This is a genomic window from Variovorax sp. YR566 (assembly GCF_051992195.1).
GTDB lineage: Bacteria > Pseudomonadota > Gammaproteobacteria > Burkholderiales > Burkholderiaceae_C > Variovorax.
The window spans coordinates 794,428-818,250 of the sequence record NZ_CP197092.1 but is presented as its reverse complement, the minus strand read 5'-3'; the positions used below and the strand labels follow the sequence as shown (position 1 = coordinate 818,250).

21 protein-coding genes are annotated in these 23,823 nt (G+C 67.0%); 11 read left to right on the top strand and 10 right to left on the bottom strand.

All coding sequences use genetic code 11. The annotated features are described in order from the left end of the window. Nucleotides 1–312: 312 nt before the first annotated feature. Nucleotides 313–885, top strand: a complete 573-nt coding sequence (locus tag ACTG4X_RS03840; RefSeq protein ID WP_093054272.1) for a fasciclin domain-containing protein — start codon at nt 313–315, stop codon at nt 883–885. Nucleotides 886–892: 7 nt separating this feature from the next. Here the strand turns inward: ACTG4X_RS03840 and ACTG4X_RS03835 are convergent, their stop codons facing one another. Next, on the bottom strand, nt 893–1,828 hold the full coding sequence (locus ACTG4X_RS03835; protein WP_440533246.1) for a LysR substrate-binding domain-containing protein: 936 nt from the start codon (nt 1,826–1,828) through the stop codon (nt 893–895). Between the two features lie 82 nt (nt 1,829–1,910). On the opposite strand from ACTG4X_RS03835, the gene ACTG4X_RS03830 reads away from it, so the two are divergent. From ACTG4X_RS03830 to ACTG4X_RS03815, 4 genes are read left to right on the top strand one after another with little or no spacing between them, the layout of a single operon-like run. After that, nucleotides 1,911–2,234: a DUF2917 domain-containing protein gene (locus tag ACTG4X_RS03830; protein WP_440533245.1), complete on the top strand. Its 324-nt coding sequence runs from the start codon at nt 1,911–1,913 to the stop codon at nt 2,232–2,234. Between the two features lie 33 nt (nt 2,235–2,267). Beyond that, nucleotides 2,268–3,083, top strand: coding sequence for an enoyl-CoA hydratase-related protein (locus ACTG4X_RS03825; RefSeq protein ID WP_440533244.1), 816 nt, complete (start codon nt 2,268–2,270; stop codon nt 3,081–3,083). A 55-nt stretch (nt 3,084–3,138) separates the two neighbouring features. Beyond that, on the top strand, nt 3,139–4,395 hold the full coding sequence (locus ACTG4X_RS03820; RefSeq protein ID WP_440533243.1) for a 6-phosphofructokinase: 1,257 nt from the start codon (nt 3,139–3,141) through the stop codon (nt 4,393–4,395). Next, nucleotides 4,392–4,628, top strand: coding sequence for a cysteine-rich CWC family protein (locus ACTG4X_RS03815; protein ID WP_093054040.1), 237 nt, complete (start codon nt 4,392–4,394; stop codon nt 4,626–4,628). Before ACTG4X_RS03820 ends, ACTG4X_RS03815 begins: the two co-directional genes overlap by 4 nt. On the opposite strand, the gene ACTG4X_RS03810 is transcribed toward ACTG4X_RS03815, so the two are convergent. Further along, nucleotides 4,619–5,932: a zinc-binding metallopeptidase family protein gene (locus ACTG4X_RS03810; RefSeq protein WP_440533242.1), complete on the bottom strand. Its 1,314-nt coding sequence runs from the start codon at nt 5,930–5,932 to the stop codon at nt 4,619–4,621. The genes ACTG4X_RS03815 and ACTG4X_RS03810 overlap by 10 nt on opposite strands. Before the next feature lie 128 nt (nt 5,933–6,060). On the opposite strand from ACTG4X_RS03810, the gene ACTG4X_RS03805 reads away from it, so the two are divergent. The 4 genes from ACTG4X_RS03805 (at nt 6,061) to ACTG4X_RS03790 (ending at nt 11,910) form a co-directional block, all read left to right on the top strand. After that, complete coding sequence (locus tag ACTG4X_RS03805) at nt 6,061–7,548, top strand: DHA2 family efflux MFS transporter permease subunit (RefSeq protein WP_093054038.1); 1,488 nt, start codon at nt 6,061–6,063, stop codon at nt 7,546–7,548. Between the two features lie 73 nt (nt 7,549–7,621). Beyond that, the gene (locus ACTG4X_RS03800; protein WP_093054036.1) at nt 7,622–8,761 is read left to right on the top strand and encodes an ABC transporter substrate-binding protein; all 1,140 of its coding nucleotides are present in this window, start codon (nt 7,622–7,624) and stop codon (nt 8,759–8,761) included. 53 nt (nt 8,762–8,814) lie between these two features. Further along, nucleotides 8,815–9,582: a class II glutamine amidotransferase gene (locus ACTG4X_RS03795; protein ID WP_093054034.1), complete on the top strand. Its 768-nt coding sequence runs from the start codon at nt 8,815–8,817 to the stop codon at nt 9,580–9,582. Nucleotides 9,583–9,699: 117 nt separating this feature from the next. After that, nucleotides 9,700–11,910 carry a TonB-dependent receptor gene (locus ACTG4X_RS03790; protein WP_440533241.1) on the top strand — a complete coding sequence of 737 codons (2,211 nt, stop codon included), beginning with the start codon at nt 9,700–9,702 and terminating at the stop codon, nt 11,908–11,910. Between the two features lie 9 nt (nt 11,911–11,919). Here ACTG4X_RS03790 and gshB read toward each other — a convergent pair whose 3' ends face one another. Then, nucleotides 11,920–12,879: a glutathione synthase gene (gene gshB, locus ACTG4X_RS03785; RefSeq protein ID WP_093054030.1), complete on the bottom strand. Its 960-nt coding sequence runs from the start codon at nt 12,877–12,879 to the stop codon at nt 11,920–11,922. Beyond that, entirely contained in the window at nt 12,879–13,013 is a 135-nt protein-coding gene (locus ACTG4X_RS03780; protein WP_440533240.1) for a hypothetical protein, read from the bottom strand. Before ACTG4X_RS03780 ends, gshB begins: the two co-directional genes overlap by 1 nt. A gap of 145 nt (nt 13,014–13,158) precedes the next feature. On the opposite strand from ACTG4X_RS03780, the gene ACTG4X_RS03775 reads away from it, so the two are divergent. Next, a complete protein-coding gene (locus tag ACTG4X_RS03775; protein WP_093077170.1) occupies nt 13,159–13,590 on the top strand; it encodes a hypothetical protein in 432 nt (143 codons plus the stop codon). Between the two features lie 13 nt (nt 13,591–13,603). After that, the gene (locus ACTG4X_RS03770) at nt 13,604–14,527 is read left to right on the top strand and encodes a polysaccharide deacetylase family protein (RefSeq protein WP_440533239.1); all 924 of its coding nucleotides are present in this window, start codon (nt 13,604–13,606) and stop codon (nt 14,525–14,527) included. Between the two features lie 17 nt (nt 14,528–14,544). On the opposite strand, the gene ACTG4X_RS03765 is transcribed toward ACTG4X_RS03770, so the two are convergent. The 6 genes from ACTG4X_RS03765 to leuS form a co-directional block, all read right to left on the bottom strand. Beyond that, a complete protein-coding gene (locus ACTG4X_RS03765) occupies nt 14,545–16,413 on the bottom strand; it encodes a potassium transporter Kup (protein ID WP_093054026.1) in 1,869 nt (622 codons plus the stop codon). Nucleotides 16,414–16,592: 179 nt separating this feature from the next. Then, nucleotides 16,593–17,915: a glutamate--cysteine ligase gene (gshA, locus tag ACTG4X_RS03760; protein WP_093054024.1), complete on the bottom strand. Its 1,323-nt coding sequence runs from the start codon at nt 17,913–17,915 to the stop codon at nt 16,593–16,595. Nucleotides 17,916–18,012: 97 nt separating this feature from the next. After that, nucleotides 18,013–19,305: a glutamate-5-semialdehyde dehydrogenase gene (locus ACTG4X_RS03755; RefSeq protein WP_440533238.1), complete on the bottom strand. Its 1,293-nt coding sequence runs from the start codon at nt 19,303–19,305 to the stop codon at nt 18,013–18,015. Nucleotides 19,306–19,383: 78 nt separating this feature from the next. Then, complete coding sequence (holA, locus tag ACTG4X_RS03750) at nt 19,384–20,457, bottom strand: DNA polymerase III subunit delta (protein ID WP_440533237.1); 1,074 nt, start codon at nt 20,455–20,457, stop codon at nt 19,384–19,386. Nucleotides 20,458–20,485: 28 nt separating this feature from the next. Continuing rightward, nucleotides 20,486–21,031, bottom strand: a complete 546-nt coding sequence (locus ACTG4X_RS03745; protein ID WP_440533236.1) for an LPS-assembly lipoprotein LptE — start codon at nt 21,029–21,031, stop codon at nt 20,486–20,488. Between the two features lie 11 nt (nt 21,032–21,042). Next, on the bottom strand, nt 21,043–23,673 hold the full coding sequence (gene leuS / locus ACTG4X_RS03740) for a leucine--tRNA ligase (RefSeq protein WP_440533235.1): 2,631 nt from the start codon (nt 23,671–23,673) through the stop codon (nt 21,043–21,045). Between the last annotated feature and the right edge of the window lie 150 nt (nt 23,674–23,823).

Genomic DNA, 23,823 nt, shown 5'->3' with positions numbered 1-23,823 from the left:
TGGATGCACGTCCGGCCGGGGCGGTCGGTGTGCGGGTCAGGTGTTCAGGAAACGGTTCATTGAATTGGTTTGTCGCCCGGGAGGTTGGTCGTCGCCAGGCGCGGTGAAAAGAAACTGTTGCTGAAAAACGAAGGGCGGATTCTGTCGAGCGCGCTCGTGATGCGCAAGCGCCGCACGCGCGGTTGTGGCGCAAAGCCGACGCGTGAATCCAGTTGCGCGGCCGCGCCGTATTCGACTCAAGCGCATCGCGCCTCCGAGCTGCCGGCGGTTTCCGCAGAGAACTTCAAGAACCATTCTTTTCAGGAGCCTTCAATGAAAAAACTCATGATTGCAGTCGGCGTTTCGGTCCTGCTCGGCGCTTGCGCGGGCGGCATGGGCGGCAGCAGCGGCGGCATGTCGTCGACGAACCCGATGGTCGGCGGCGCCGCGATGTACCCGACGAAGGACATCGTCGACAACGCCGTGAATTCGAAGGACCACACGACGCTGGTGGCCGCAGTGAAGGCCGCGGACCTGGTCGGCACGCTGAAGAGCCCCGGCCCGTTCACCGTGTTCGCACCGACCAACGCGGCCTTCTCCGCGCTGCCGGCCGGCACTGTCGACACGCTGCTCAAGCCCGAGAACAAGCCCACGCTGACCAAGGTGCTGACCTACCACGTGGTGCCCGGCAGGATGGACGGCCCGGCGCTCATGAGCGCCATCAACGCAGGCGGCGGCAAGGCCACGCTGAAGACCGCGAGCGGCGGCACGCTGACCGCGACGATGAGCGGCAGCAACGTGATGGTGACCGACGCCAAGGGCGGCACGGCGATGGTGACGATCGCCAACGTCTACCAGTCGAACGGCGTGATCCACGTCGTCAACAAGGTGCTGCTGCCGGGTTGATCGTCGGTCAGCTTCGCTGCGCGGCCTCGGCTTCGTCGCGCAGCCACTGCGCGAAGTCCTGCGCGTCGCGGTTGCCCGCGGCGCGCCTCGACATCTCGATGAAATAGCCGCGGTGCGATGCGGCGCCTTCGCCGAGCGGCGCCACGAGCCGGCCATCGCGCACCAGTTCGCTCAGCAACGGCAGCCGGCCGATCACCACGCCCTGCCCCGCCACCGCGGCGGCCACGGCATCGGCGTACTGCGTGAAGTGCAGCGTGCTCTTCATGCGCAGGTCTTCCAGCCCCATCACCTTGAGCCAAGGCTCCCAGTCGGCGGTCGGGGCTTCGCTGTGGTCGGGGTATTCCACGGTCAGCAGCGTGAGCTTCGAAAAGTCCGAGAGCTGGCGCAGCGACGCGGCAAGCTGCGGCGAACACAGCGGGATGACGGACTCCTCGAACAGCGCCGGTCCGATGCCGCGGCCAATGGGCGCGAAGCGCACGGCCAGGTCGATGCGGCTGCTTTCCAGGTCGAGCACGTCGAGCGTGGCCGACACGCGCACGTCGACCTGCGGATGGCTGCCGGTGAAGCGCGCCAGTTTGGGAATGAGCCAGATCGACGCGAAACCCGGCGTGGTGGTGATCGCCACCTGGCGCGGCGCCGAACTCGCACGCACACGCGCCGTGGCGTCGCGCAGCCGCTCCAGGCTGTCGGTAACGGCTCGCTGCAGCACGCCGCCGGCCTCGGTGAGCGCCAGCGCGCGGTGGCGGCGCTCGAACAGCAGCACGCCCAGGCTGGCTTCGAGTTGCTGGATCTGCCGGCTGACGGCCGATTGCGTCAGGTGCAGTTCGCCAGCCGCCAGCGTGAAGCTCAGCCGGCGCGCGGCCGCCTCGAAACTGCGCAGAAGTTCGAGCGGCGGCAGCTCGCCGCTCATGGCGCCTGGGGCTTTCGCATTCTCTGGGTGCATGCAACGAGTTCCGAATAACCGTGTGTAAATGGGAGGTCGGCTCACTATATTCATTCGTATCACGAATGCAATGGAGCTTGCCATGAGCGCCTCTTCTTCCAGCACCTCCCGCTTCCACGTCAACCTGCCGAAACGTTCCGTCTTCACCGTGCCCGACGGCGCGGGCGTGGGCATCGAGTGCCGCAGCGGCTCGGTGTGGGTCACGCTCGACCGCGATACGCGCGACATCGTGTTGGAGCCCGGCGACCGCTTCGAGAGCACCGATCACCGGCGCGTGCTGGTGTCGGCGCTGGAGCCGTCGTGCATCACGGTGTCTGACGCACAGCCGGCCGCCATGCCACTGCCCGCGCGTTCGCACGCATGGTCGCCTTGGCGACTTCTGCCCCACGGGTTGTCCCCGGCTTGACCGTGCTCCATGGGCGCCGAACCATCGATACCCATGAGCCCCGACGCACCGATACAACCCTTCATCCTCCAGGAACAGGCCGACGGCATCGCAACGCTGACACTGAACCTGCCCGCCAAGCTCAACCCGATCGCGCACGGCCTGCAGGTCGAACTGCGTGATGCGCTGGAACGCATACGCGACGACCGCTCGGTGCGCGCCGTGATCCTCACGGGCGCCGGCAAGGCCTTCTGCGTGGGCGCCGACCTGAGCGCGATGGCGCCGGGCGACAAAGACAAGTCACTGGGCACACAGACTGCCGAGTGGATGCAGGAGCTCAGCAACCCGCTGATCGAAACGCTGCGCAGCCTGCCGGTGCCGGTAGTTGCCGCAGTCAATGGCCCGGCGGCCGGTGCCGGCGTGGGCCTGGCGCTGGCAGCCGATGTGACCATCGCGGCACGCAGTGCCTACTTCTACCTGCCCTTTTTGCCGAAGCTCGGCATCGTGCCCGACCTCGGCTGCACCTGGGCCATTCCGCGCCGCGCCGGCCGGGCGCGCGCGATGGGCATGGCCCTGCTCGACGAGCGCGTAGGCGCGGGGCGTGCCGTGCAGTGGGGGCTGATCTGGGCCTGCGTGGACGACGAGCAGTTGCTGGAAGAAGCCAAGGGCATCGCGCAGCGCCTCGCCCGCCTGCCGGCGCATGCCGTGCTCGAAGCGCGCGAAGCCTTCGAGGCCTCGGAGCACCACACGCTGAAGGAACAGCTGCACTACGAGAGCGAGCGCCAGCGCGAGCTGATCGACCGCCCCAGCTTCCGCGAAGGCGTGAGTGCTTTCCTGCAGAAGCGGCCGCCTGTCTTCGAGAGCCGCTGACATCCTGACACGCCGGCACTGGCGCCTGTCGTAGGGCTGCGGGAGAATCCCGCGCATGCCCATCCTCAACGCCTTCTACGCCCAGTCGGGCGGCGTCACCTCGGTCATCAACGCGTCGGCCTGCGGCGTGATCGAGACGGCGCGCCGGCACCCGGACCGCATCGGCAAGCTCTACGCCGGGCGCAACGGCATCATCGGCGCGCTGACCGAAGAGCTGATCGACACCGGCGCCGAATCGGCCGAGGCAATCGCAGCGCTGCGCAGCACACCTTCGGGCGCCTTCGGCTCGTGCCGCTACAAGCTCAAGTCGCTGGAGAAAAACAGGCGCGAGTACGAGCGGCTGATCGAGGTGTTCAGGGCGCACGGCATCGGCTACTTCTTCTACAACGGCGGCGGCGATTCGGCCGACACCTGCTTCAAGGTGAGCCAGCTGTCGCAGTCGATGGGCTATGCGCTGCAGGCCATCCACGTGCCCAAGACCATCGACAACGACCTGCCGCTGACCGATTGCTGCCCGGGCTTCGGCTCGGTCGCGAAGTACGTGGCGGTGTCGACCATCGAGGCTTCGTTCGATGTGCGCTCGATGGCGGCAACCTCGACCAAGGTGTTCGTGCTCGAAGTGATGGGCCGGCACGCGGGCTGGATCGCCGCGGCGGGCGGCCTGGCGGCGGACCAGGGCATTCCGGTGGTGGTGCTGTTCCCGGAGATCGAATTCGACAAGGCACGCTTCATCGCACGTGTCGATGAACTGGTGAAGCAGCACGGCTACTGCTCGGTGGTGGTGTCCGAAGGCTGCCATCACCCCGACGGCACATTCCTCGCGGAGCAGGGCACGCGCGACGCCTTCGGCCATGCGCAGCTCGGCGGAGCCGCGCCGGTGGTGGCGCAGATGGTCAAGGAAGCGCTGGGCCACAAGTTCCACTGGGCCGTCGCCGACTACCTTCAGCGCGCGGCGCGCCACATCGCCTCGGCAACCGACGTGAAGCAGGCCTACGAGTTGGGCCAGCGCGCGGTGGAACTGGCGCTGGAAGGCCGCAACGCGGTGATGCCGACCATCGAGCGCATGTCCGACGTGCCGTATGCCTATCGCATCGGCAGCGCGCCGCTCGAATCCGTCGCCAACGTCGAGAAGCCGATGCCGCGCGATTTCATTTCGGACGACGGCTACGGCATTACCGAGAAGTGCCGTCGCTACCTGCTGCCGCTGATCGAGGGCGAGGACTACCCGGCCTACAGCGGCGGGCTGCCGGTGTACGTGACGCTGCAGAACGTGGCCGTGCCGAAGAAGCTGCCGGCCTTCGAGATCGCATGACCACTCTGGCGGCAGTCCCGGGCCTGATCGACGCCACGCGCTGTCCGCTGTGCGGCGAGCCGAACCGCTGCGCGATGGAGATCGAACGAGAGACGGGGCAAACGCAGCCACCCTGCTGGTGCATGCAGGTCGACTTCAGCAGGGCGCCGCTCACGAACCTGCCGGAAGACATGCGCGGGCTGGCGTGCATCTGCATGCGCTGCGCGACGGGCGAGTCGCCGCCTCAGGGCTGACCGGAGCTTTGCGATTGCGTCTGTGATTGCACCTGCTCGGGTGCAGGGTCGGCCACATCGCCAGCCACCACCATCGTCGGCGCATCGCCCGGCCGCTGCTGCGTGATCACGCGGTGAATGAACTGCAGCTTTCCCACCGCCACGCGCGGCAGCACGAAGGGGTAGTAATCGGGCTGGCCCATGCTGCGCGACAGTTCGTTGAGCACGTTGGTGAGCAACACCCAGCCGTTGATGAAGTCCAGGAACTTGCCGGCATCGGGATCTTCCGGCTGCCACAGGTCGTCGAGGGTGAACAGGTCGCTCGTGAGCTCGACGTTGGTCGCGTCGACGCCAAAGCTCATCGCCGTGTCTGCGGTGTCGGCCATGTGCAGGTAGTGGGCCCAGGTCTCGGCCCAGTCTTCCCACGGATGGGTGCTCGCGTAGCTGCTCACGAAGCGGTCGGCCCAGTCGGGCGGCGGGCCCTGCTCGTAGTGGGTCTGCAGCGCGGCGGCGTAGTCGGCGCGGTCGTCGCCGAAGAGCGCGCGGAAGTCGTCGATCCACGGCGTGGGCAGCACCAGCAGGTCCCAGTAGTAGTGGCCGATCTCGTGGCGGAAGTGGCCGAGCAGCGTGCGGTAGGGCTCGCGCATCTCGGCGCGGATGCGCTCGCGCACGGCGTCTTCGGCCTCCTCGGCGTTGAGGGTGATCACGCCGTGCTGGTGGCCAGTCATCACGTGCGGGCCGCCCGGCATGTTGCTGAGGAAGTCGAAGGTCAGGCCGTGCACGGGATCGACATGGCGGCTCACCACCGGCAGGCCGAGCGCGAGCAGCTGCGAGATGAGCCGGCGCTTGGCGGTTTCGAGCTTGCGCCAGAGTTCTCCGTTGCTCTCCAGCGAGAGATCGGGGATGGTGCGCGTGACGCTGCAGGCCAGGCAGTAGCCCGGCGCAAGGCCTTGGGTATCGGGAGGCAGTTGTTCGCCGTCGCGCGCGGCGGGCACCATCCAGCTGCAGGCGGCCGGCGTCATGAGGTTCGCGCAGCGGCGGTAGGTGTTGCCGTGCGGATCGCCGAACACGGTGAAGGTGTCGGGCTGCGCGCCCTCGCCCACGGCCGGTGCGAGCGGCATGACGCCGAGCCGGTCGATCACGTAGCCGAGCGGCGTGTGGCAGGCCAGGCATTCGCTGTTGCGCAGGAAGACGGGGCGGCCGCACTGGCAGCGATAGGCGCGGCTGACGGTCGGCGAGGCCAGTTCGGCCGCAAGCGTAGGCGCGCCTTCGGGCTCGATGGCAGCCTGCGGGGCATTGGCTTGTTCGTCGGGTGAAGAGTCCATGTTCTTGTCTTGATCTTCTTGACGCGGAGGGGACAGCGGATGCATTGTGCGGCCGCCTCGCGCAGTCCCGGCCGTGCAAAGACCGATATGCTTGTAGGACGACGGACCCCGAGACATTCCGCCGCCCCATGACCTCCCCACAGACTTCCGAAGCCGCGATCGCGCCGGCCCCGCCTTCCATCGGCTCGCTGCGCGAGCGCTATGGCGAACGCTACCGCTGGTACTTGCTGCTGTCGGTCATGGTGGGGACGATGGCGTCGATCATGTCCTCGACCATCGTCAACGTTGCGATTCCGGGCATGAGCCATCACTTCTCGCTCGGGCAGGAGCGCGCGCAGTGGGTGAGCTCGGGCTTCATGGTGGCGATGACGGTCTCGATGCTCACCACGCCGTGGCTGCTGTCGCGCTACGGCTACCGGCGCACGTACGTGGGCACGATGCTGTTGCTGCTGGTGGGTGGCATCGTGGGCGGCGTGGCCAACGACTTCTCGCTGGTGCTGTTCGCGCGCGTGGCCGAAGGGCTGGCGGCGGGGGTCGTGCAGCCCATTCCGGCCATCATCATCCTGCGCGCCTTCGAGCCGCACGAGCAGGGGCGTGCGAGCGGCATCTTCGGCATGGGCGTGGTGCTGGCGCCTGCCATCGGGCCGAGCATCGGCGGGGTGCTGGTCGACCTGTTCGGCTGGCGCTCGATCTTCTTCATGGTGGTGCCGTTCTGCCTGGCCTCGCTCTGGCTGGCCTACAAGTTCGTACCCAAGACTGCGCCCGGCGGCGTGGCCGCGGTACGCGGCAGCGGGCTCGACGCGCGCGGGCTGGCGCTGGGCACGGTCGGCACGCTGTGCCTGCTGAACGGGCTGGTCGCGCTGCGCGGCGATTCACCGCTGCAGGCGGGCCTGCTGCTGGCCGGTGCGCTGCTGGCGTTCGGCATCTTCGTGTGGTGGCAGCGGCGACTTGCGGCCTCGGGCGGCACGCCGCTGATGAACCTCGCGCTCTTCCAGTACCGGCAGTTCGCGATGGGCAGCGTGGTCGCCTTCATCTACGGCACGGCGCTGTTCGGCTCGACCTACCTGCTGCCGGTGTACATGCAGGTGGGGCTGCATCTTTCCGCATCGCACGTGGGCACCATCCTGCTGCCGGCGGGCATCGTGCTGGCGCTGACCATCGCCGGCGTGGGCCGGCTGGCCGACAAGCATCCGACCTGGGTGCTGGTGACGATCGGGCTCGTGCTGCTGGCAGCCTCGTTCGCGCTGATGATGGTGCTGCGGCTCGACAGCGCGCTGTGGCTGCTGGTGGCCTTCGCGATCATCGGGCGCATCGGGCTGGGCTTCATCCTGCCTTCGCTCAACCTGGGCTCGATGCGGCCGCTGGCCAAGCCGCTGATCCCGCAGGGCGCGAGCGCCATCAACTTCGTGCGCATGCTGGGCGGCGCGGCGGGCGTGAGCCTGTGCGCGATCGTGCTGGAGTGGCGTCTCGCGGCGCACGGCGATTCGCTCGCCAACCCGATGACCAGCCCGGCGCGGCTCGCGGCCTTCGACGAGGTCTTCGCGATGCTCGCCGGCCTTTGCGCGCTGGCCATCTGCGCAGCGTGGCAATTGCGCCGCCCGCCACAGTCAGGGTAAGCACCAAGTAGTACGAAAGAACCCATCGTCTCTAATTGTGAGAATTTGTTAAATCAGTTGGGATGGGTCTTACATGCAACGCAGAAGTTTTATCGCCTCGACGGCCGTGGCGGCCGCCGGGCTCGCTCGGCTCTCTTCCGCGCAAGCCGCCGAAACGGGGGTGAGCGACAGTGAAATCGTGCTCGGCAGTTCGGCCGTGCTGAGCGGGCCGCTCGGATCGCAGATCAAGGTCGTGCACAACGGTGCCGCGCTGGCGTTCGATGCCGTCAACGAACAGGGCGGCGTGAACGGGCGCAAGATCAAGATGGTGGCGCTGGACGACGAGCTGAAGGCCGACAAGGCGGTAGAGAACTACACCAAGCTGCTGAACGACCATCGCGTGTTCGCCTTCTTCGGCTGCGTGGGCTCGGGCACCACGGCCGCCGCGGCCAAGCTGCTGCAGCAGAGCGGCGCGCCCAGCGTGGGCGGCTACGGCGTGGGCGACAGCGCGCGCGAACGCGTCGCGGGATCGGCTTACTTCGTGCGCGCCAGCAACGCCCGTGAAGCGCAGGCCCTGGTCGAGCACCTGGCGACCATCGGTGTGAACAAGATCGCGATCGCCCACCTCGACAACCCCGGCGGCGCCGAGGCGGTCAAGCTGATCGAGGCGGCCATGGTCCCCCACAAGCTGGTGCCGACGGCCAAGGTGGTCGCCAAGGGCGACGGCTCCGACGCCGCCGCCGCCGGCAAGGCGCTGGCCGACAGCCAGTCGCAGGCCATCCTGATGTACCTGGCCGGCACCGTGGCCGGCGAGGTGATCAAGGCCACCTACGCCGCCGGCAGCAAGCCGATGTTCTACGGCATGTCGATCGTGCCGGGCGAAGTCACGGCCAAGGTGGTGGCCCTGCAGGCGGGCGGCCTCGCGATCTCGCAAGTCATGCCCTATCCCTGGGGCGAGGTGGAGACGGTGACGCGCGACTATCGCCGGCTGGCGGAGCGGGCACAGGTACCGGTGGGTTACGGCAGCTTCGAGGGCTACCTGAACGGGCTGGTGATGATCGAGGCACTCAAGCGCACCGGCCGCGACCTGACGCGCGCCCGCCTGCATGCGACGCTGCGCGCGCTCAAGTTCCGCCTGGCCGGCATGGACATCGATTTCTCGACCGGCAACACCACCGGCTCGCGCTTCATCGAAATGGTGCGCGTCACGCCCGAGGGCCGCTTCGTGCGCTGAGCGGCGAGCGGATCCGCCGCACGGCCGGCCGGCACTCGCGCTCTAATAGCGCCATGTGCCAATTGCTAGGAATGAACTGCAACACGCCGACCGACGTGACCTTCAGCTTCACGGGGTTCGCGCAACGCGGCGGCCGCACCGACCACCACGCCGACGGCTGGGGCATCGCGTTCTTCGAGGACCGCGGGCTGCGCCATTTCGTCGACCACCAGCCGGCGAGCGAATCGCCGGTTGCGGAGCTGATCCGGCGCTATCCCATCCAGAGCCGCAACGTCGTGGCGCACATCCGCAAGGCGACTCAGGGCGAGGTCAACCTGCAGAACTGCCACCCCTTCGTGCGCGAGCTGTGGGGGCGCTACTGGGTGTTCGCGCACAACGGCGATCTGAAGGAATTCCGCCCGCGGCTGCACGGCAACTTTCATCCGGTGGGCAACACCGACAGCGAACACGCCTTCTGCTGGATCATGCAGGAGCTGGCCAAGTCGCATGCGGGCGTGCCGAGCATCGAAGAGCTGACGCTCACGCTGCGCGAGCTGGCGCCACAGCTCGCGAGCCACGGCACCTTCAACTTCATGCTGTCCAACGGACAGGCGCTGTGGGCCCATGCCTCGACCAACCTTTGGTACGTGGAGCGCCGCCACCCCTTCGTGACCGCGCAACTGTCGGACGAAGACGTGGAAATCGACTTCGCGCAACACACCACGCCCAATGATCGCGTGGCCGTGGTCGTCACCGCGCCGCTGACCACCAACGAGACCTGGACACCCTTCGCGCCGGGCGAGCTGCATGTGTTCGTGGACGGGCAGCGATCCGGGTTCTGACGCAGATGTGAAGTCTTTCGACTGACACTTTTTTGCAACATTGCAAGAAAGTATCAATAGGTGGATGCAATCGAGTGAACAATAACCGTTCTCATTTGCATCTTATCCGGATCGTCCATGCCCGCTCCCCGCTTCTTCCTCCGGCCGACCGTGGTCGCGTCGCTGCTCGCGCTCAACACCGTGGCCGCCCTGGCCCAAACCACCACTGCCGAGCCGGCTGCGGCAGCGGCCAGCGGCACGCTCTCCACGGTGACCGTGGAAGCCAGCGCCGATGCATCGGCCGAAGGCCTGACCAAGCCCTATGCGGGCGGCCAGGTGGCGCGCGGCGGGCGGGTCGGCATCCTGGGCAACCAGGACATGATGAGCACACCGTTCTCCAGCACCAACTACACCAACGAACTGATCCAGGACCAGCAGGCCAAGAGCGTGGCCGACGTGCTGCTGAACGACCCGTCGGTGCGCCAGGCGCGCGGCTTCGGCAACTTCCAGGAGCTGTACGTGGTGCGCGGCTTCCCCGTCTACTCGGACGACGTCTCGTACAACGGCCTCTACGGCATGCTGCCGCGCCAGTACATCGCCTCTGAGTTCTTCGAGCGCGTGGAGGTGTTCCGCGGCGCCAACACCTTCCTGAACGGCGCCGCGCCCGGCGGCAGCGGCATCGGCGGCGCGATCAACCTGCTGCCCAAGCGCGCGCCCAACGAGCCGCTCACCCGCGTCGGCTTCGGCGTGCAGACCGGCGGCCAGGGCTTCGTCAACCTCGACCTGGCCCGCCGATTCGGTCCCGACGACAGCCTGGGCATTCGCGTGAACGCTGTGCGCCGTGAAGGCGGCACCGGCGTGAAGAACGAAAGCCAGCAGCTCAGCGCCTTCGGCGTGGGCCTCGACTGGCACAACCGCAACGTGCGCCTGTCGGCCGACTTCGGCTACCAGGACTACGACCTGAAAGACGGCCGCCCGAGCCTGACGCCCTCGTCCACGCTGCCGATCCCCCGCGCGCCCGACGCCCGCACCAACTTCGCCCAGCCCTGGACCTACTCGAAGGAAAAGGACAAGTTCGCCACCTTCCGCGGCGAAGTCGACATCACCGACAACATCACGGCCTGGGCCGCCGGCGGCGTGCGCCGCAGCGACGAAGACAACGTGCTGTCGAACCCCACGCTCACCGACTCGTTCGGCAACACGAGCAACACTCGCTTCAGCAACACCCGCAAGGACCGCATCGGCACCGCCGAGCTCGGCGTGCGCGGCAACTTCGCGACCGGCCCGGTGAAACACACGGTGGTGGCCTCGGTCGCCAAGTACAGCAACGACCGCGACAACGCGTACACGATCTCGCGCGGCACCATCCGCAACAACATCTACGCACCGTACGCAACGGCATACCCGGTCGCCAACGCCTTCACCGGCAACACGCTGGAAGACCCGCGCCTGACCGACAAGATCGACACCTCGAGCGTGGCCATCGCCGACACCATGTCCTTCATGGACGACCGCCTGCTCGTCACCCTCGGCGCGCGTCGCCAGACCATCGAGCAGACCAGCTTCGCCTACACCACGCTCAAGCAGACGAGCACCTACGACAAGAGCAAGACCACGCCGGTGGCCGGCGTCGTGTTCAAGATCACGCCGACTGTCTCGGCCTACGCCAACTACATCGAAGGCCTCGTCAAGGGCAACGTCGCGGGCACCACGGTGAACAACCGTCCCGTCACCAACGCCGGCGAAATCTTTGCGCCCTACCAGGCCAAGCAGAAGGAAGTCGGCGTCAAGTACGACGGCGGCACGCTCGGCGCCAGCGCCGCGTTCTTCACCACGGACCAGCCCACCTACTACTACTCGGGCCAGACCTACGGCCTGTACGGCAAGCAGCGCAACCAGGGCCTGGAGTTCTCGGTGTTCGGCCAGCCCACCAAGGGCCTGCGCTTGCTCGGTGGGCTGACGCTGCTCGACGCCAAGCAGAAGAACACGCAAGGCGGCGCGACCGACGGTCTCACCGCCATCGGCGTGGCCAAGCAGCAGGCCAACCTCGGCGCCGAATGGGACGTGCCCGGCCTGCGCAACCTGTCGCTGAACGCACGCGTGCTGTACACCTCGAAGCAGTACGCCAACGCCACCAACACGCAGTCGGTGCCGTCGTGGACGCGCTTCGATATCGGCGCGCGCTACCTGGTCGACCTCGGCAACGGCCGCGCGCTCACGCTGCGCGCCCGCATCGACAACCTGTTCAACAAGTCGTACTGGGCCTCGGTGGGCGGCACGCAGGGCAGCAACTACCTGGTGCTGGGCGCGCCACGCACCTTCGCGGTGAGCGGCACCATCGACTTCTGACCTGCTGCGTCAGCGGCCCTGCGTGCGCAGGGTCTCTTCCAGCGCATCGATGAACATCGCCGGCACGTCGAAGCCGGTCTGTTCGGTGATCTCCTGGAAGCAGGTCGGGCTGGTCACGTTGATCTCGGTCACCGAGTCGCCGATCACGTCGAGCCCGATCAGCAGCAGCCCGCGCGGCGCGAGCGCACGGCCCACGGTCTCGGCGATCTCGCGGTTGCGCGCAGTCAGCGGTTGCGCCACGCCCTTGCCGCCCGCAGCCAGGTTGCCGCGCACCTCGGTGCCCTGCGGAATGCGCGCCAGCACGAAGGGCGCCGGCTCTCCCGCGATGATCAGGATGCGCTTGTCGCCCTGCACGATCTCGGGCACGAAGCGTTGCACCATGATCGTCTCTGCGCCGTCCTTGTTGAGCGTCTCGACGATGGAGCCGAGGTTCAGCGCGTCTTGCCGCACGCGGAAGATGCCCATGCCGCCCATGCCGTCGAGCGGCTTCAGGATGATGTCGCCGTGCTCGGCGTGGAAGTCGCGCACGGCCTGCGAGCTGCGCGTTACCAGCGTGGGCGTGGTGAACTGCGGAAACTCCATGATCGCGAGCTTCTCGGGGTGGTCGCGCAGCGCGCGCGGCTTGTTCACCACCTGCGCGCCCTCGCGCTCGGCCTGCTCCAGCAGGTGCGTGGCGTAGATGTACTCGGCGTCGAAGGGCGGGTCCTTGCGCATCAGCACGGCGTCGAAGTCCTTCAGCGCCTTGGCTTCGGTGATGTCGACGCTGTACCAATCTTTCGGGTCGCCGGTCAGCGTGATCTGCTGCACCGTGGCCGTGACCACGCCGCCCGACTTCCACTGAATGTCCTGCGGCAGGCAGGCCGCGATGCGGTGGCCGCGGCGCTGGGCCTCGCGCATCATCGAGAAGGTCGTGTCCTTGTAGATCTTGAAGTGATCGAGCGGATCGGCGACGAAGAGGATGTTTTTCATCAGGCGTTCTTTCTTGCGGTGCCGGGAGCGACGGCTGCCACCGGGATATCGGGCGCGATGTTGCCGGAAGCGGCGATGTCCTTGCCGACTGGGGCCTTTTCTTCATGCGTCCGGCCGAGCTTGGGGAATCGCATCGGGCGATTGTGCCGGGAGGCCGGCAGCACAAGATTGTCAACAATCTGAATTCCATAATGTCAACCATCAGGCACGGGAATTGCACGAACCCAGTCGCGACATCCCGCCGTGCACCGCCATGGCCCAGCAAGATTGGAGAACCCCGTGGACGCATCCGTTTCGCAGCAGAGCAACCCCGCGCTCGACCCCGCCGCCGTGGTCGACGAGTTCCTTCGCCTGGTGATGATTCCCGACCCGGAGTCGGCCTCCCGCTTCACCGCGCCCGGCATCCGCATCCGCTTTACAGGCAACCGGCCAATGCAGGCGCCCGGCGACACCTCCGCCTTCAACGCAAAGCGCTATGCGTGGGTCAAGAAGAAGATCGAGCGCACCGAAACGGTGGCCGGCGGAACGCCCGAGGAAACGGTGGTCTACAGCCTCGGCACGCTCTACGGCGCATGGCCCGACGGCACGGCCTTCGAAGGCAATCGCTATGTCGACCGCTACGTGGTGCGCCATGGCCTGATCGTGCAGATGGACGTGTGGAACGACAGCGCCGAATGGCTGCTGGTGCGCGCCGGCCTCGCCGTGCTGTGATGAGGCCCCTGGCATGACGACGCGCTGGCCCGACCGGCTTCCCACGCACGACCGCTTCGACTACCGGCCCATCACGCGGCGGCCCGACTACGTGTGGCCGAACGGCGCGCGGCTGGCGGTGTACATCGGCTTCAACGTCGAACACTTCGCCTTCGGCGACGGGCTGGGCGCATGCATCGGCCCGGCCTCGCCGCAACCCGACGTGCTCAACCACGGCTGGCGCGAGTACGGCAACCGCGTCGGCGCGTGGCGCTGCCTGGAGCTGTTCGACGCGCTCGCGCTGCCCACCGGCGCGCTCGTCAACACCGCGCTGTACGACCACTGCCCCGAGCTGGTCCAGGCGCTGGTGGCGCGCGGCGACGAGCTGATCGGCCACGGCCACAGCAATGCCGAGCGCCAGGGCGCGCTCGACGAAGTGCACGAACGCGCGCTGCTGCAGCGCTGCCGCGAACGCATGGTGCGCGAGAGCGGGCAGGCACCCGCCGGCTGGCTCTCGCCATGGATTTCGGAAAGCGCCGTCACGCCCGACCTGCTGGCCGAGACCAGCTACAGCTACACGCTCAACTGGTGCCACGACGACCAGCCGCTGCGCATGCGCACGCGCGGCGGCGGCTCGCTGTGGTCGGTGCCATATCCGCAGGAGCTCAACGACATTCCGATGATCGTCGGCCGCCTGATGGACGCAAAGGACTTCAGCTCGATGGTGATCGACAACTTCGAGGAGATGCTCGAACAGTCGCGCACGCAGCCGCTGGTGATGGGCCTGGCGCTGCACCCGTACATCGTGGGCCAGCCCTATCGGCTGCGGCACCTGCGCACCGCACTCACGCACCTGGCGCAGGCGCGCGACCGGGGCGACATCTGGTTCACCACGCCGGGCGCGATCGCCTCGCACGTGGAAGGGCTCGCGAAGGAGCGCCCAGGAGAATTCGACTGAGGCGCCCTGCCTGAGCCTCAGATCTCGATCTTCGACCCCAGCTCCACCACCGCGTTGTTCGGCAGCCCCAGGAATGCCGCCGCCCCGCTCGCATTGTGGTGCATCTGCGCGAACAGCTTCTCGCGCCACGGCGCCATGCCGCTGCCGAGCGTCGGAATCACGACGTCGCGCGACAGGAAGTAGCTGGTCGTCATCGGCTCCAGCTGGCAGCCGCGCATGCGCGCGTTTTCGAGCGCGCGCGGCAGGTCGATGTCGTTCTTGAAGCCGTAGTGCACGATGATCTGCCAGCAGTGGTGGCCGAGCGCCTCGATCTCGATGCGCTTGTCCATCGGAATCCACGGCACCTCGTGGTTGCGCACGGTGACGAACATGTTCTGTTCGTGCAGCACTTTGTTGTGCTTCAGGTTGTGCAGCAACGCATTCGGCACGGTGCCCGGCTCGGCCGTGAGGAACACCGCCGTGCCGTCGACACGCGCCGGCGGGCTCACGAACACCGAGTCGAGAAAGGACTTCAGGTCGATCGCGTCGGCATGCTGCGCCTCGCCCATCAGGCGGCGTCCTTCCTTCCACGTCATCATCAGCGTGAAGACGAAGCCGCCGATCAGCAGCGGGAACCAGCCGCCCTCGAACAGCTTGAGCAGGTTCGACGCGAAGAACAGGAAGTCGACCACGAAGAAGACCGCTGTCGATGCGATGCACAGCGCCAGCGGAAGCTTCCACGCATAGCGGATCACGAAGAAGGTCAGCACCGTGGTGATCAGCATGTCGGTGGTCACGGCAATGCCGTAGGCCGCGGCCAGGCTGCTCGACGAGCGGAACATGACCACCGCCAGAACGATGGCCACGAACAGGCCCCAGTTGACCAGCGGAATGTAGATCTGGCCCGCCGTGCGCACGCTGGTGTGCTCGATATTCAGGCGCGGCAGGTAGCCCAGCTGGATGACCTGGCGCGTGACGCTGAAGGCGCCCGTGATGAGGGCCTGCGACGCGATCACCGTGGCCGCCGTGGCCAGCAGCACCAGCGGAATGAGCGCCCATTCGGGCGCCATCATGAAGAACGGGTTCTTCACCGCCTCGGGGTTCTCCAGCAGCAGCGCGCCCTGGCCGAAGTAGTTGAGCGTCAGCGCCGGCATCACGACCGAGAACCACGCAATGCGGATTGGGCTCTTGCCGAAGTGGCCCAGGTCGGCGTACAGCGCCTCGGCACCGGTCACACACAGCACGGTGGCGCCCAGCAGGATGAAGCTGGTGCCCGGGTTGTCCCACATGAACTTCAGCGCATAGAACGGGTTCAGCGCCTTCAGGATCTCGGGGTGGTGCAGGATCTGCGACACGCCAAGCACGGCAATCGCCAGGAACCACACGAGCGTGATCGGCCCGAAGAACTTGCCGATGCCCGCCGTGCCGCGCTTTTGCACCACGAAGAGGCAGAACAGCACGACCAGCGTGAGCGGGATCACGTAGTGCGTGAAGTGCGGCGACACCACTTCCAGGCCCTCGACCGCCGAGAGCACCGAGATGGCCGGGGTGATGACCCCGTCGCCATAGAAGAGCGAAGTGCCGAAGATGCCGACCACCAGCAGCAGGTGGCGCAGCCTGGGCTTGTCGGCCACCGCGCGGGAGGCCAGCGCCAGCATGGCAACGAGGCCGCCCTCGCCTTCGTTGTCGGCCCGCAGCACGAGCACGACGTACTTGATGGAGACGATGACGGTGAGCGTCCAGAAGAACATCGAGAGGATGCCGTAGACGTTCTCGACGGTGAACGGCACGTGGCCGTGGCCGAACACTTCCTTGACGGCATACAGCACGCTGGTGCCGATGTCGCCATAGACGACGCCGATGGCGCCGACGATGAGGCCGGCTGAGAGATTTTTGGGGGCTGACACGAAGTCGATGGGAAAAGGGCAGGCTGCTGGAATCGACGCGTCAGACACGCCGGGGCGAGGCAAGTGTGAACTTTAGTCCACCTGCGTCACCCTCCCGCCCTTTTGTTTCCGTTGCTGTGGGGCCGCTATTTTGCCGTTGCTTGTGGTCGGCGCAAGCCGCCACAAGCCGCCCCCGGCAATCATTCGTAGATTTCGGCGTCCGGATCGGTCGCTTCCATCTCGTAGCTGGCGGCCACCATGGCCAGCCGGCCGACCACGCCATACATGTAGAAGCGGTTGGGCGCGCTGGCGCCAGGCTTGGCGCCGGGCTGTGGCAAGTGCGCACTTTCAGAAAAAGCCAGCGGCACGAAGCTCGCACCGGGCAGCTTGAGGTTTTCGTCGGCGGCGCGCTCGGCATGCACGCGGTAGAAACCGCCGACAACGTAGCGATCCATCATGTAGACCACCGGCTCGGCCACGCCGTTGTGCACGCGCTCGTTGGTGAGCACGCCTTCCTGGACGATCAGCTCGGTGGGTTCGCGCAGCTCGCGGCCGGCGCCGGTCTTGCCGGCCGGGGCGCTGCTGGCGGTGCCGCGCGGCTTGCCGATCAGCGCCTCGACGTCCTTGGCATCGCGCACCGTCACCACGCCCGGGCTGCCGCTACCGCTGTGGCCGCCCTTGACGACCACGAACGGCTTCTCGTTGATGCCGTATTCCTTGTACTTGCGGCGCACCTTGGTCAGCACCGCATCCACATGGCTGGTCAGCACGTCGATGCCGCGCCCCTCGGCCACATCCACGCCTTCGGCGCGCGCATAGATCGGGTTGATGAGCCACGGGTCGATGCCCAGCAGCTTGCCGAGGCGCTTGGACAGTTCCTCGTAGCTGTGCAGGTGGTTGCTCTTGCGGCGCACCGACCAGCCTGCGTGCAGCGGCGGCAGCAGATACTGCTCATGCAGGTCTTCGAGGATGCCGGGCGTTCCCGCAGAAAGCTCGTTGTTGAGCAAAATTGTGCAGGGATCGAAGTTCTTCAGCCCCAGTCGGCGCTTGCTGCGCACCACCGGCTCGAGCGTCACGGTCTCGCCGTTCGGCAGTTCGATCTTCTTGGGCGACTTGATGGCCGGATCGATCGACCCGATGCGCACGTTGAGCCCCGCCATGTGGAAGATGCGCACCAGTTGCGCGACGTTGGCGAGATAAAAGGTATTTTTGGAGTGATTTTCCGGAATGACGAGCAGGTTGCGCGCTTCCGGACAGATCTTCTCGATGGCCGCCTGAGCAGCCTGCACCGCCAGCGGCAGCATCTCCTTGGTGAGATTGTTCCAGCCGCCCGGAAAGAGGTTGGTGTCGACCGGGGCCAGCTTGAAGCCGGCGTTGCGGATGTCGACAGCGCTGTAGAACGGCGGCGTGTGCTCCATCCACTCGAGCCGGAACCAGCGCTCGATGGCGGGCATCGAGTCGAGCACCCGCTGCTCCAGTTCGTTGATCGGGCCGGTCAGGGCGGTGACGAGATGCGGAACCATGCGGCGGCCTTGTTGGTTTTGTGCTTAAAGGTGGAGCGGAATTGTAGGATTTGGGGATGGCCGCCCCAATGACAAGACCGCACGCGGGCGCATCGGATCAGGTCCGGACTTCGCCCTGCCCCAGCACCACGTACTTGAGCGAGGTCAGTCCTTCGATGCCCACCGGACCGCGGGCGTGGAACTTGTCGGTGCTGATGCCGATTTCGGCGCCCAGCCCGAACTCGAAGCCATCCGCGAAGCGTGTGCTCGCATTGACCATCACGCTGGCCGAATCGACCTCGCGCAGGAAGCGCTGTGCGTGGACATGGTCGCGCGTGACGATGGCATCGGTGTGATGGCTCGAATAGCGGTTGATGTGCGCGATGGCCTCGTCCACGCCGGCCACCACCTTGATGCTGATGACGGCGGCCAGGTATTCCTCGGACCAGTCGGACTCGACCGCATCGACCACCCGGGCCTTCGGATCGAGCGCCTCGTCGGCGCGCAGGATGGCGGCAGCCACCGGGTCGCAGCGCATTTCCACACCCTTGGCCGCGAAGATGGCGGCGATCTCGGGCAGGAAGTCGTCGGCCACCGACGCCGACACCAGCAGGCCTTCGGCGGCGTTGCAGGGGCTGTACTTCTGGGTCTTGGCGTTGTCGACGATGCGCAGCGCCATGTCGAACTCGGCCGTGTCGTCCACGTAGACGTGGCAGTTGCCGTCCAGGTGCTTGATGACCGGCACCTTGGCGTCGCGGCTGATGCGCTCGATCAGCCCCTTGCCGCCGCGCGGAATGATCACGTCGACGAACTCGGGCATGGCGATGAGTTGGCCGACGGCCTCGCGGTCTGTGGTCTGCACCAGTTGCACCGCTTCGACCGGCAGGCCGGCTTCGGCCAGTGCCTCGGACACCAGCAGCGCCAGCGCCTTGTTCGACTCGATGGCTTCCGAGCCGCCGCGCAGGATGGCCGCGTTGCCGCTCTTGATGGCAAGACTCGCGGCCTCGATGGTCACGTTGGGCCGGCTCTCGTAGATCATGCCGAAGACGCCGATCGGCACGCGCATCTGGCCCACGCGGATGCCGCTGGGCTGCTGCTTCATGCCGATGATTTCGCCGATGACGTCGGCCATGCCGGCAAGCTGTTCGCAGCCGATGGCCACGGTCTCGATGACCTTGGGCGTGAGCTTGAGACGATCGACCATCGGCGCCGAGAGGCCGGCGGCGGTGGCGCGTTCCAGGTCCTTCTGATTGGCGACCGCCAGCACCGGGCCGGCTTCGCGCAGACGCCGGGCCAGCGCCTTCAATGCTATGTTTTTGGTAGCTGCATCCGCACGGGCCATGAGGAATGCAGCGGCTTTGGCTTGCAGACCCAGGGTCTGCATGTGCTCGCTGACGTTGAACGCGTTCATGTACGCATTTTCCCACGCCGACCTGTGACCCGGCTTACACGGGCCTTTTGATGGCTGGAGCCATCGCGCCCAAGCGGATCAGGCGCGCCGAGGAGCGGTCGCCGCGCTGCAGCAGGCGCGGCACAGCATCAGCGCCAGCCGCTGCAGGGCCTGCCAGCCACTGGCGGGCCAGTCGGGCTGCCTCAGCCCCTTCACGATGCCGTCCACCACATGCGCCGCGCGCAGCAGCCGGGTCAGCATGCGGTCGTCCAGCCGCGGCAGCACGCGCTCGAAGGCGCGCTCGCGCGGGCCCCAGATGCGGTTCTCGCGCAGCGCCATCGGCAGCGGGCGTCCCGAGGCCATGGCGTCCTTCACACGCTTGAGCGCGCGGATGTCCTCGGCAATCGTGTAGTGCACCAGCACCTCGGCCTCGCCCTCGGCCTGCAGGCCATCGAGCATGCGCGCCACGCGCTGCGGATTGCCGGCCAGCACGGCTTCGGACAGCTTGAACACGTCGTAGCGCGCCACGTTGTTGACCGCACCTTCGACCTGCTCCCAGCTCAGCTCGCCGGCCGGGTGCAGCAGCGCGAGCTTCTGGATTTCCTGGTGCGCGGCGAGCAGGTTGCCCTCCACGCGATCGGCAAAGAACTGCAGCGTGCGCTGGCCTTCGTCGCCGGGCATCACGCGCTGGCCCTGCTGGCCCAGGCGCTGCGCGATCCATTGCGGCAGCGCGCCGCGCTCGATCGGGTCGACCTGGATGCTCGCGCCGTTATTCTCCAGCGCCGAGAACCAGGCGCCGGTGCGCGTGGCCTTGTCCAGCCGCGGCAGCATCACCAGCGTGAGCGTGCTGTCGTTGCCGGGCGCGGACTCGGCCATCTGCTGAAGGGCCGCGCTGCCGTCCTTGCCGGGCTTGCCCGAGGGGATGCGGATCTCGACGATCTGCTTGTCTGCGAACAGCGAGAGCGAGCCCCCGGCCGCGAGCACCGCGCTCCAGTCGAAGTGCGCGCCGGCCACGGTGTAAGAGCTGCGCTCGGTGTAACCCTGCGCGCGCGCGGCGGTGCGGATGGCGTCGGCCGCTTCCTGCGCGAGCAGCGGCTCGTCGCCGTGAATCGTGTAGAGCGGCTTCAGGCCCTTCTGCAGGTGGGCTCCGAGCTGGGCGCTGGCAAGTTGCATGGAAATGGAATGGCCGGAGCGCGCGGGCTCAGAGTTCCTTGACGGCCGCCAGGCGGCGCATCAGCTGCTGCGCGATGTCCGACTGCATGTCGCGGAACAGCAGGTCGGCTTCGCCTTCCTTGGCCAGCGCGTTGGTTTCGTTGAAGCTCAGGTCGCGCGTCTGCGAGACGTCGGTGGCCGGCAGCAGGTCTTTGCCGCCCGGCGTGCGCAGGCGGAAGCGCACCTTCAGCTGAAGCTGCAGCTCGCGCACCAGGCCGGCCGAATTGGTCGAGATCACGATGCGGTTGCGGTCCTCGCTCAGGATCTCCAGCACCACGTCGGCGGCCGGCGCCGTAGACGAACCACCGGCGGTGGACGTGTCGGGCGTCACCACCGTCACGGTGCCCGTCGCCCGCAGCTCACGCCGGATCTGGTTGATCATGGCCGAGTTGCCCGACACCTGCAGCGTCTTGAACGCGAAGACAGGCGCCTTGCGCAGCTCGAAGCCGCAACCGGCCAGGCCGAGCGAAGCGCCCGCCGCCGTCAATCCGAGAAGAAAGCCGCGGCGCGGCAGCGAGACATTGCGAGTGTTCATGCTTGAGTCGTTCAAAGGACCACGTTGACCAGACGGCCGGGAACCACGATCACGCGCTTGGGCGGCGCGCCTTCGGCGAAGTTGACGAAATCGTCGCAGGCAAGCGCGAGCTTCTCGATCTCGTCCTTCGATGCGCCGGCCGGCACGCTGAGCTTGCCGCGCAGCTTGCCGTTGACCTGCAGCATGAGCTCGATCTCGTCCTGCACCAGCGCACCGACGTCGACCGCGGGCCAGGGCGCGTCGAGCAGGCCGCCCAGGTCCTTGTCGTAGCCGAGTTCGTTCCACAGCTGCTGGGCGATGTGCGGCGTGGCCGGGTACAGGCAGCGCAGCAGGATGCCGAAGCCTTCGCGCACCGCGGCCAAGTCGCCCGGGGTGCCCTCGGATTTGAAGCCCTCGAGTGCGTTGAGCAGCTTCATCGCGCCCGACACCACCGTGTTGTATTGCATGCGCTGGTAGTCGTAGTCGATCTGGCGCAGCACGGTGTGCACCTCGCGGCGCAGCGCCTGGGCGCCCTTGCCGAAGGTCTGGCCGCTGACAGCCACTGGCGCCACGTCCGCCTGCGCCACGCCGAAATTCCACACCCGGCGCAGGAAGCGGTAGCTGCCCTCGACGGCCGCGTCGTTCCACTCGAGCGTGGCTTCGGGCGGCGCGGTGAACATGGTGTACAGGCGCGCGGTGTCGGCGCCGTATTTCTCGATCAGGTCCTGCGGGTCGACGCCGTTGCGTTCGCTCTTGCCCATCTTGCCGACGCCGCCGTACTCGACCTTCGTGCCGTCGGCGGTGGTGCCGCCGGTGATGCGGCCCTGCGCATCGAGCACCGTCGTGACTTCGCTGGGCGGGAAGTAGTCCTTGCCGCCCTTTTCATTGCGCTTGTAGAAGATGTGGTTGAGCACCATGCCCTGGGTGAGCAGCTTGCTGAAGGGCTCGTCGGCCTTCACGAGGCCGAGGTCGCGCATCACCTTGGTCCAGAAGCGCGCGTACAGCAGGTGAAGAATGGCGTGCTCGATGCCGCCGATGTACTGGTCCATCGGCATCCAGTAGTCGGCGCCGCCGGCCACCATCGCCTCTTCGTTCTTCGGGTCGCAGTAGCGCATGAAGTACCACGACGAATCGACGAAGGTGTCCATCGTGTCGGTCTCGCGCCGCGCGGGCTTGCCGCAGACGGGGCAGACCACGCCGGCGTGGAAGCCTTCGTGCTTGTGCAGCGGGTTGCCCGAGCCGTCCGGCACGCAGTCGGTGGGCAGTACCACGGGCAGGTCTTTTTCGGGCACCGGCACCGCGCCGTGTTCGTCGCAATGGATGATCGGGATCGGCGTGCCCCAGTAGCGCTGGCGGCTCACGCCCCAGTCGCGCAGCCGCCAGGTGGTCTGCAGCTCGCCCAGGTCCTTCTGGCCCAGCGCATGCGCCACGGCGGCCACGGCCTCCTTGTACGACATGCCGCTGAAGTTGTCGGAATTGATGGTCACGCCGCGCTGCTTGTCGCCGTACCAGTCCTGCCACTTGTGATAGTCGAAGTGCGGCTCGTCGTCGACCAGCACCACCTGGATGATCTCGATGCCGTACTTGTTGGCGAAGGCGAAGTCGCGCTCGTCGTGCGCGGGCACGCCCATCACGGCGCCGTCGCCGTAGCCGATCAGCACGTAGTTGCCGACCCACACGGGCACCTGCTCCTCGGTGATCGGGTGCTTGACGGTCAGGCCGGTGGGCACGCCCTTCTTCTCTTGCGTGGCGAGTTCGGCCTCGGTGGTGCCGCCGCTCTTGCACTCCTCGATGAAGGCCGCGACCTTGGGGTCGAGCGTGGCGGCGTGCGCGGCCAGCGGATGCTCGGGCGCCACGGCGCAGAAGGTCACACCCATGATGGTGTCGGCGCGCGTGGTGAACACGTACATGCGGCCGTCCTGGATCGGCTTGCCGCTCGCGTCCTTGATGTCATGCGTGAAGGCGAAGCGCAGGCCCTCGCTCTTGCCGATCCAGTTTTCCTGCATCAGCTTGACGCGCTCGGGCCAGCCCGGCAACTTGTGCTGGGTGTGTTCGAGCAGTTCCTCGGCGTAGTCGCTGATCTTCAGGTAGTAGCCCGGGATCTCGCGGCGCTCGACCGTGGCACCGGTGCGCCAGCCCTTGCCGTCGATCACCTGCTCGTTGGCCAGCACGGTCTGGTCGACCGGGTCCCAGTTGACGACCTGGGTCTTGCGATAGGCAATGCCCTTTTCGAGCATCTTCAGGAACAGCCACTGGTTCCACTTGTAGTAGCTGGGGTCGCAGGTGGCGATCTCGCGGCTCCAGTCGATGGCCAGGCCCATGGCCTGGAGCTGGCCCTTCATGTAGGCGATGTTCTCGTAGGTCCACTTGGCCGGCGGCACGCCGTTCTTCAGCGCCGCGTTCTCGGCCGGCAGGCCGAAGGCGTCCCAGCCCATGGGCATCAGCACGTTGTAGCCGCTCATGCGCAGGTGGCGCGTGAGCATGTCGTTGATCGTGTAGTTGCGCACATGGCCCATGTGCAGCTTGCCGCTGGGGTACGGCAGCATCGAGCAGGCGTAGTACTTCTTGCGGCTCGTGTCCTCGGTGACGCGGTAGGCATCGGCGGCGCTCCATTGCGCCTGGGCAGCGGACTCGACGTCGCTGGGTTTGTAGCTGGGATTCATGGCGGTTCGGCAAGAGCCCGGCTCGGAGCGGCCGGGAACGCGGGATTATCGCGCCCGGGCGAAAGCCCCGGCCGGCAGACTCTAGACTCGGGGCACGTAACCTGCGTGTTGCGCGGGTAACGCCTGCCGTCCGACAGGTTTTTCGCACCG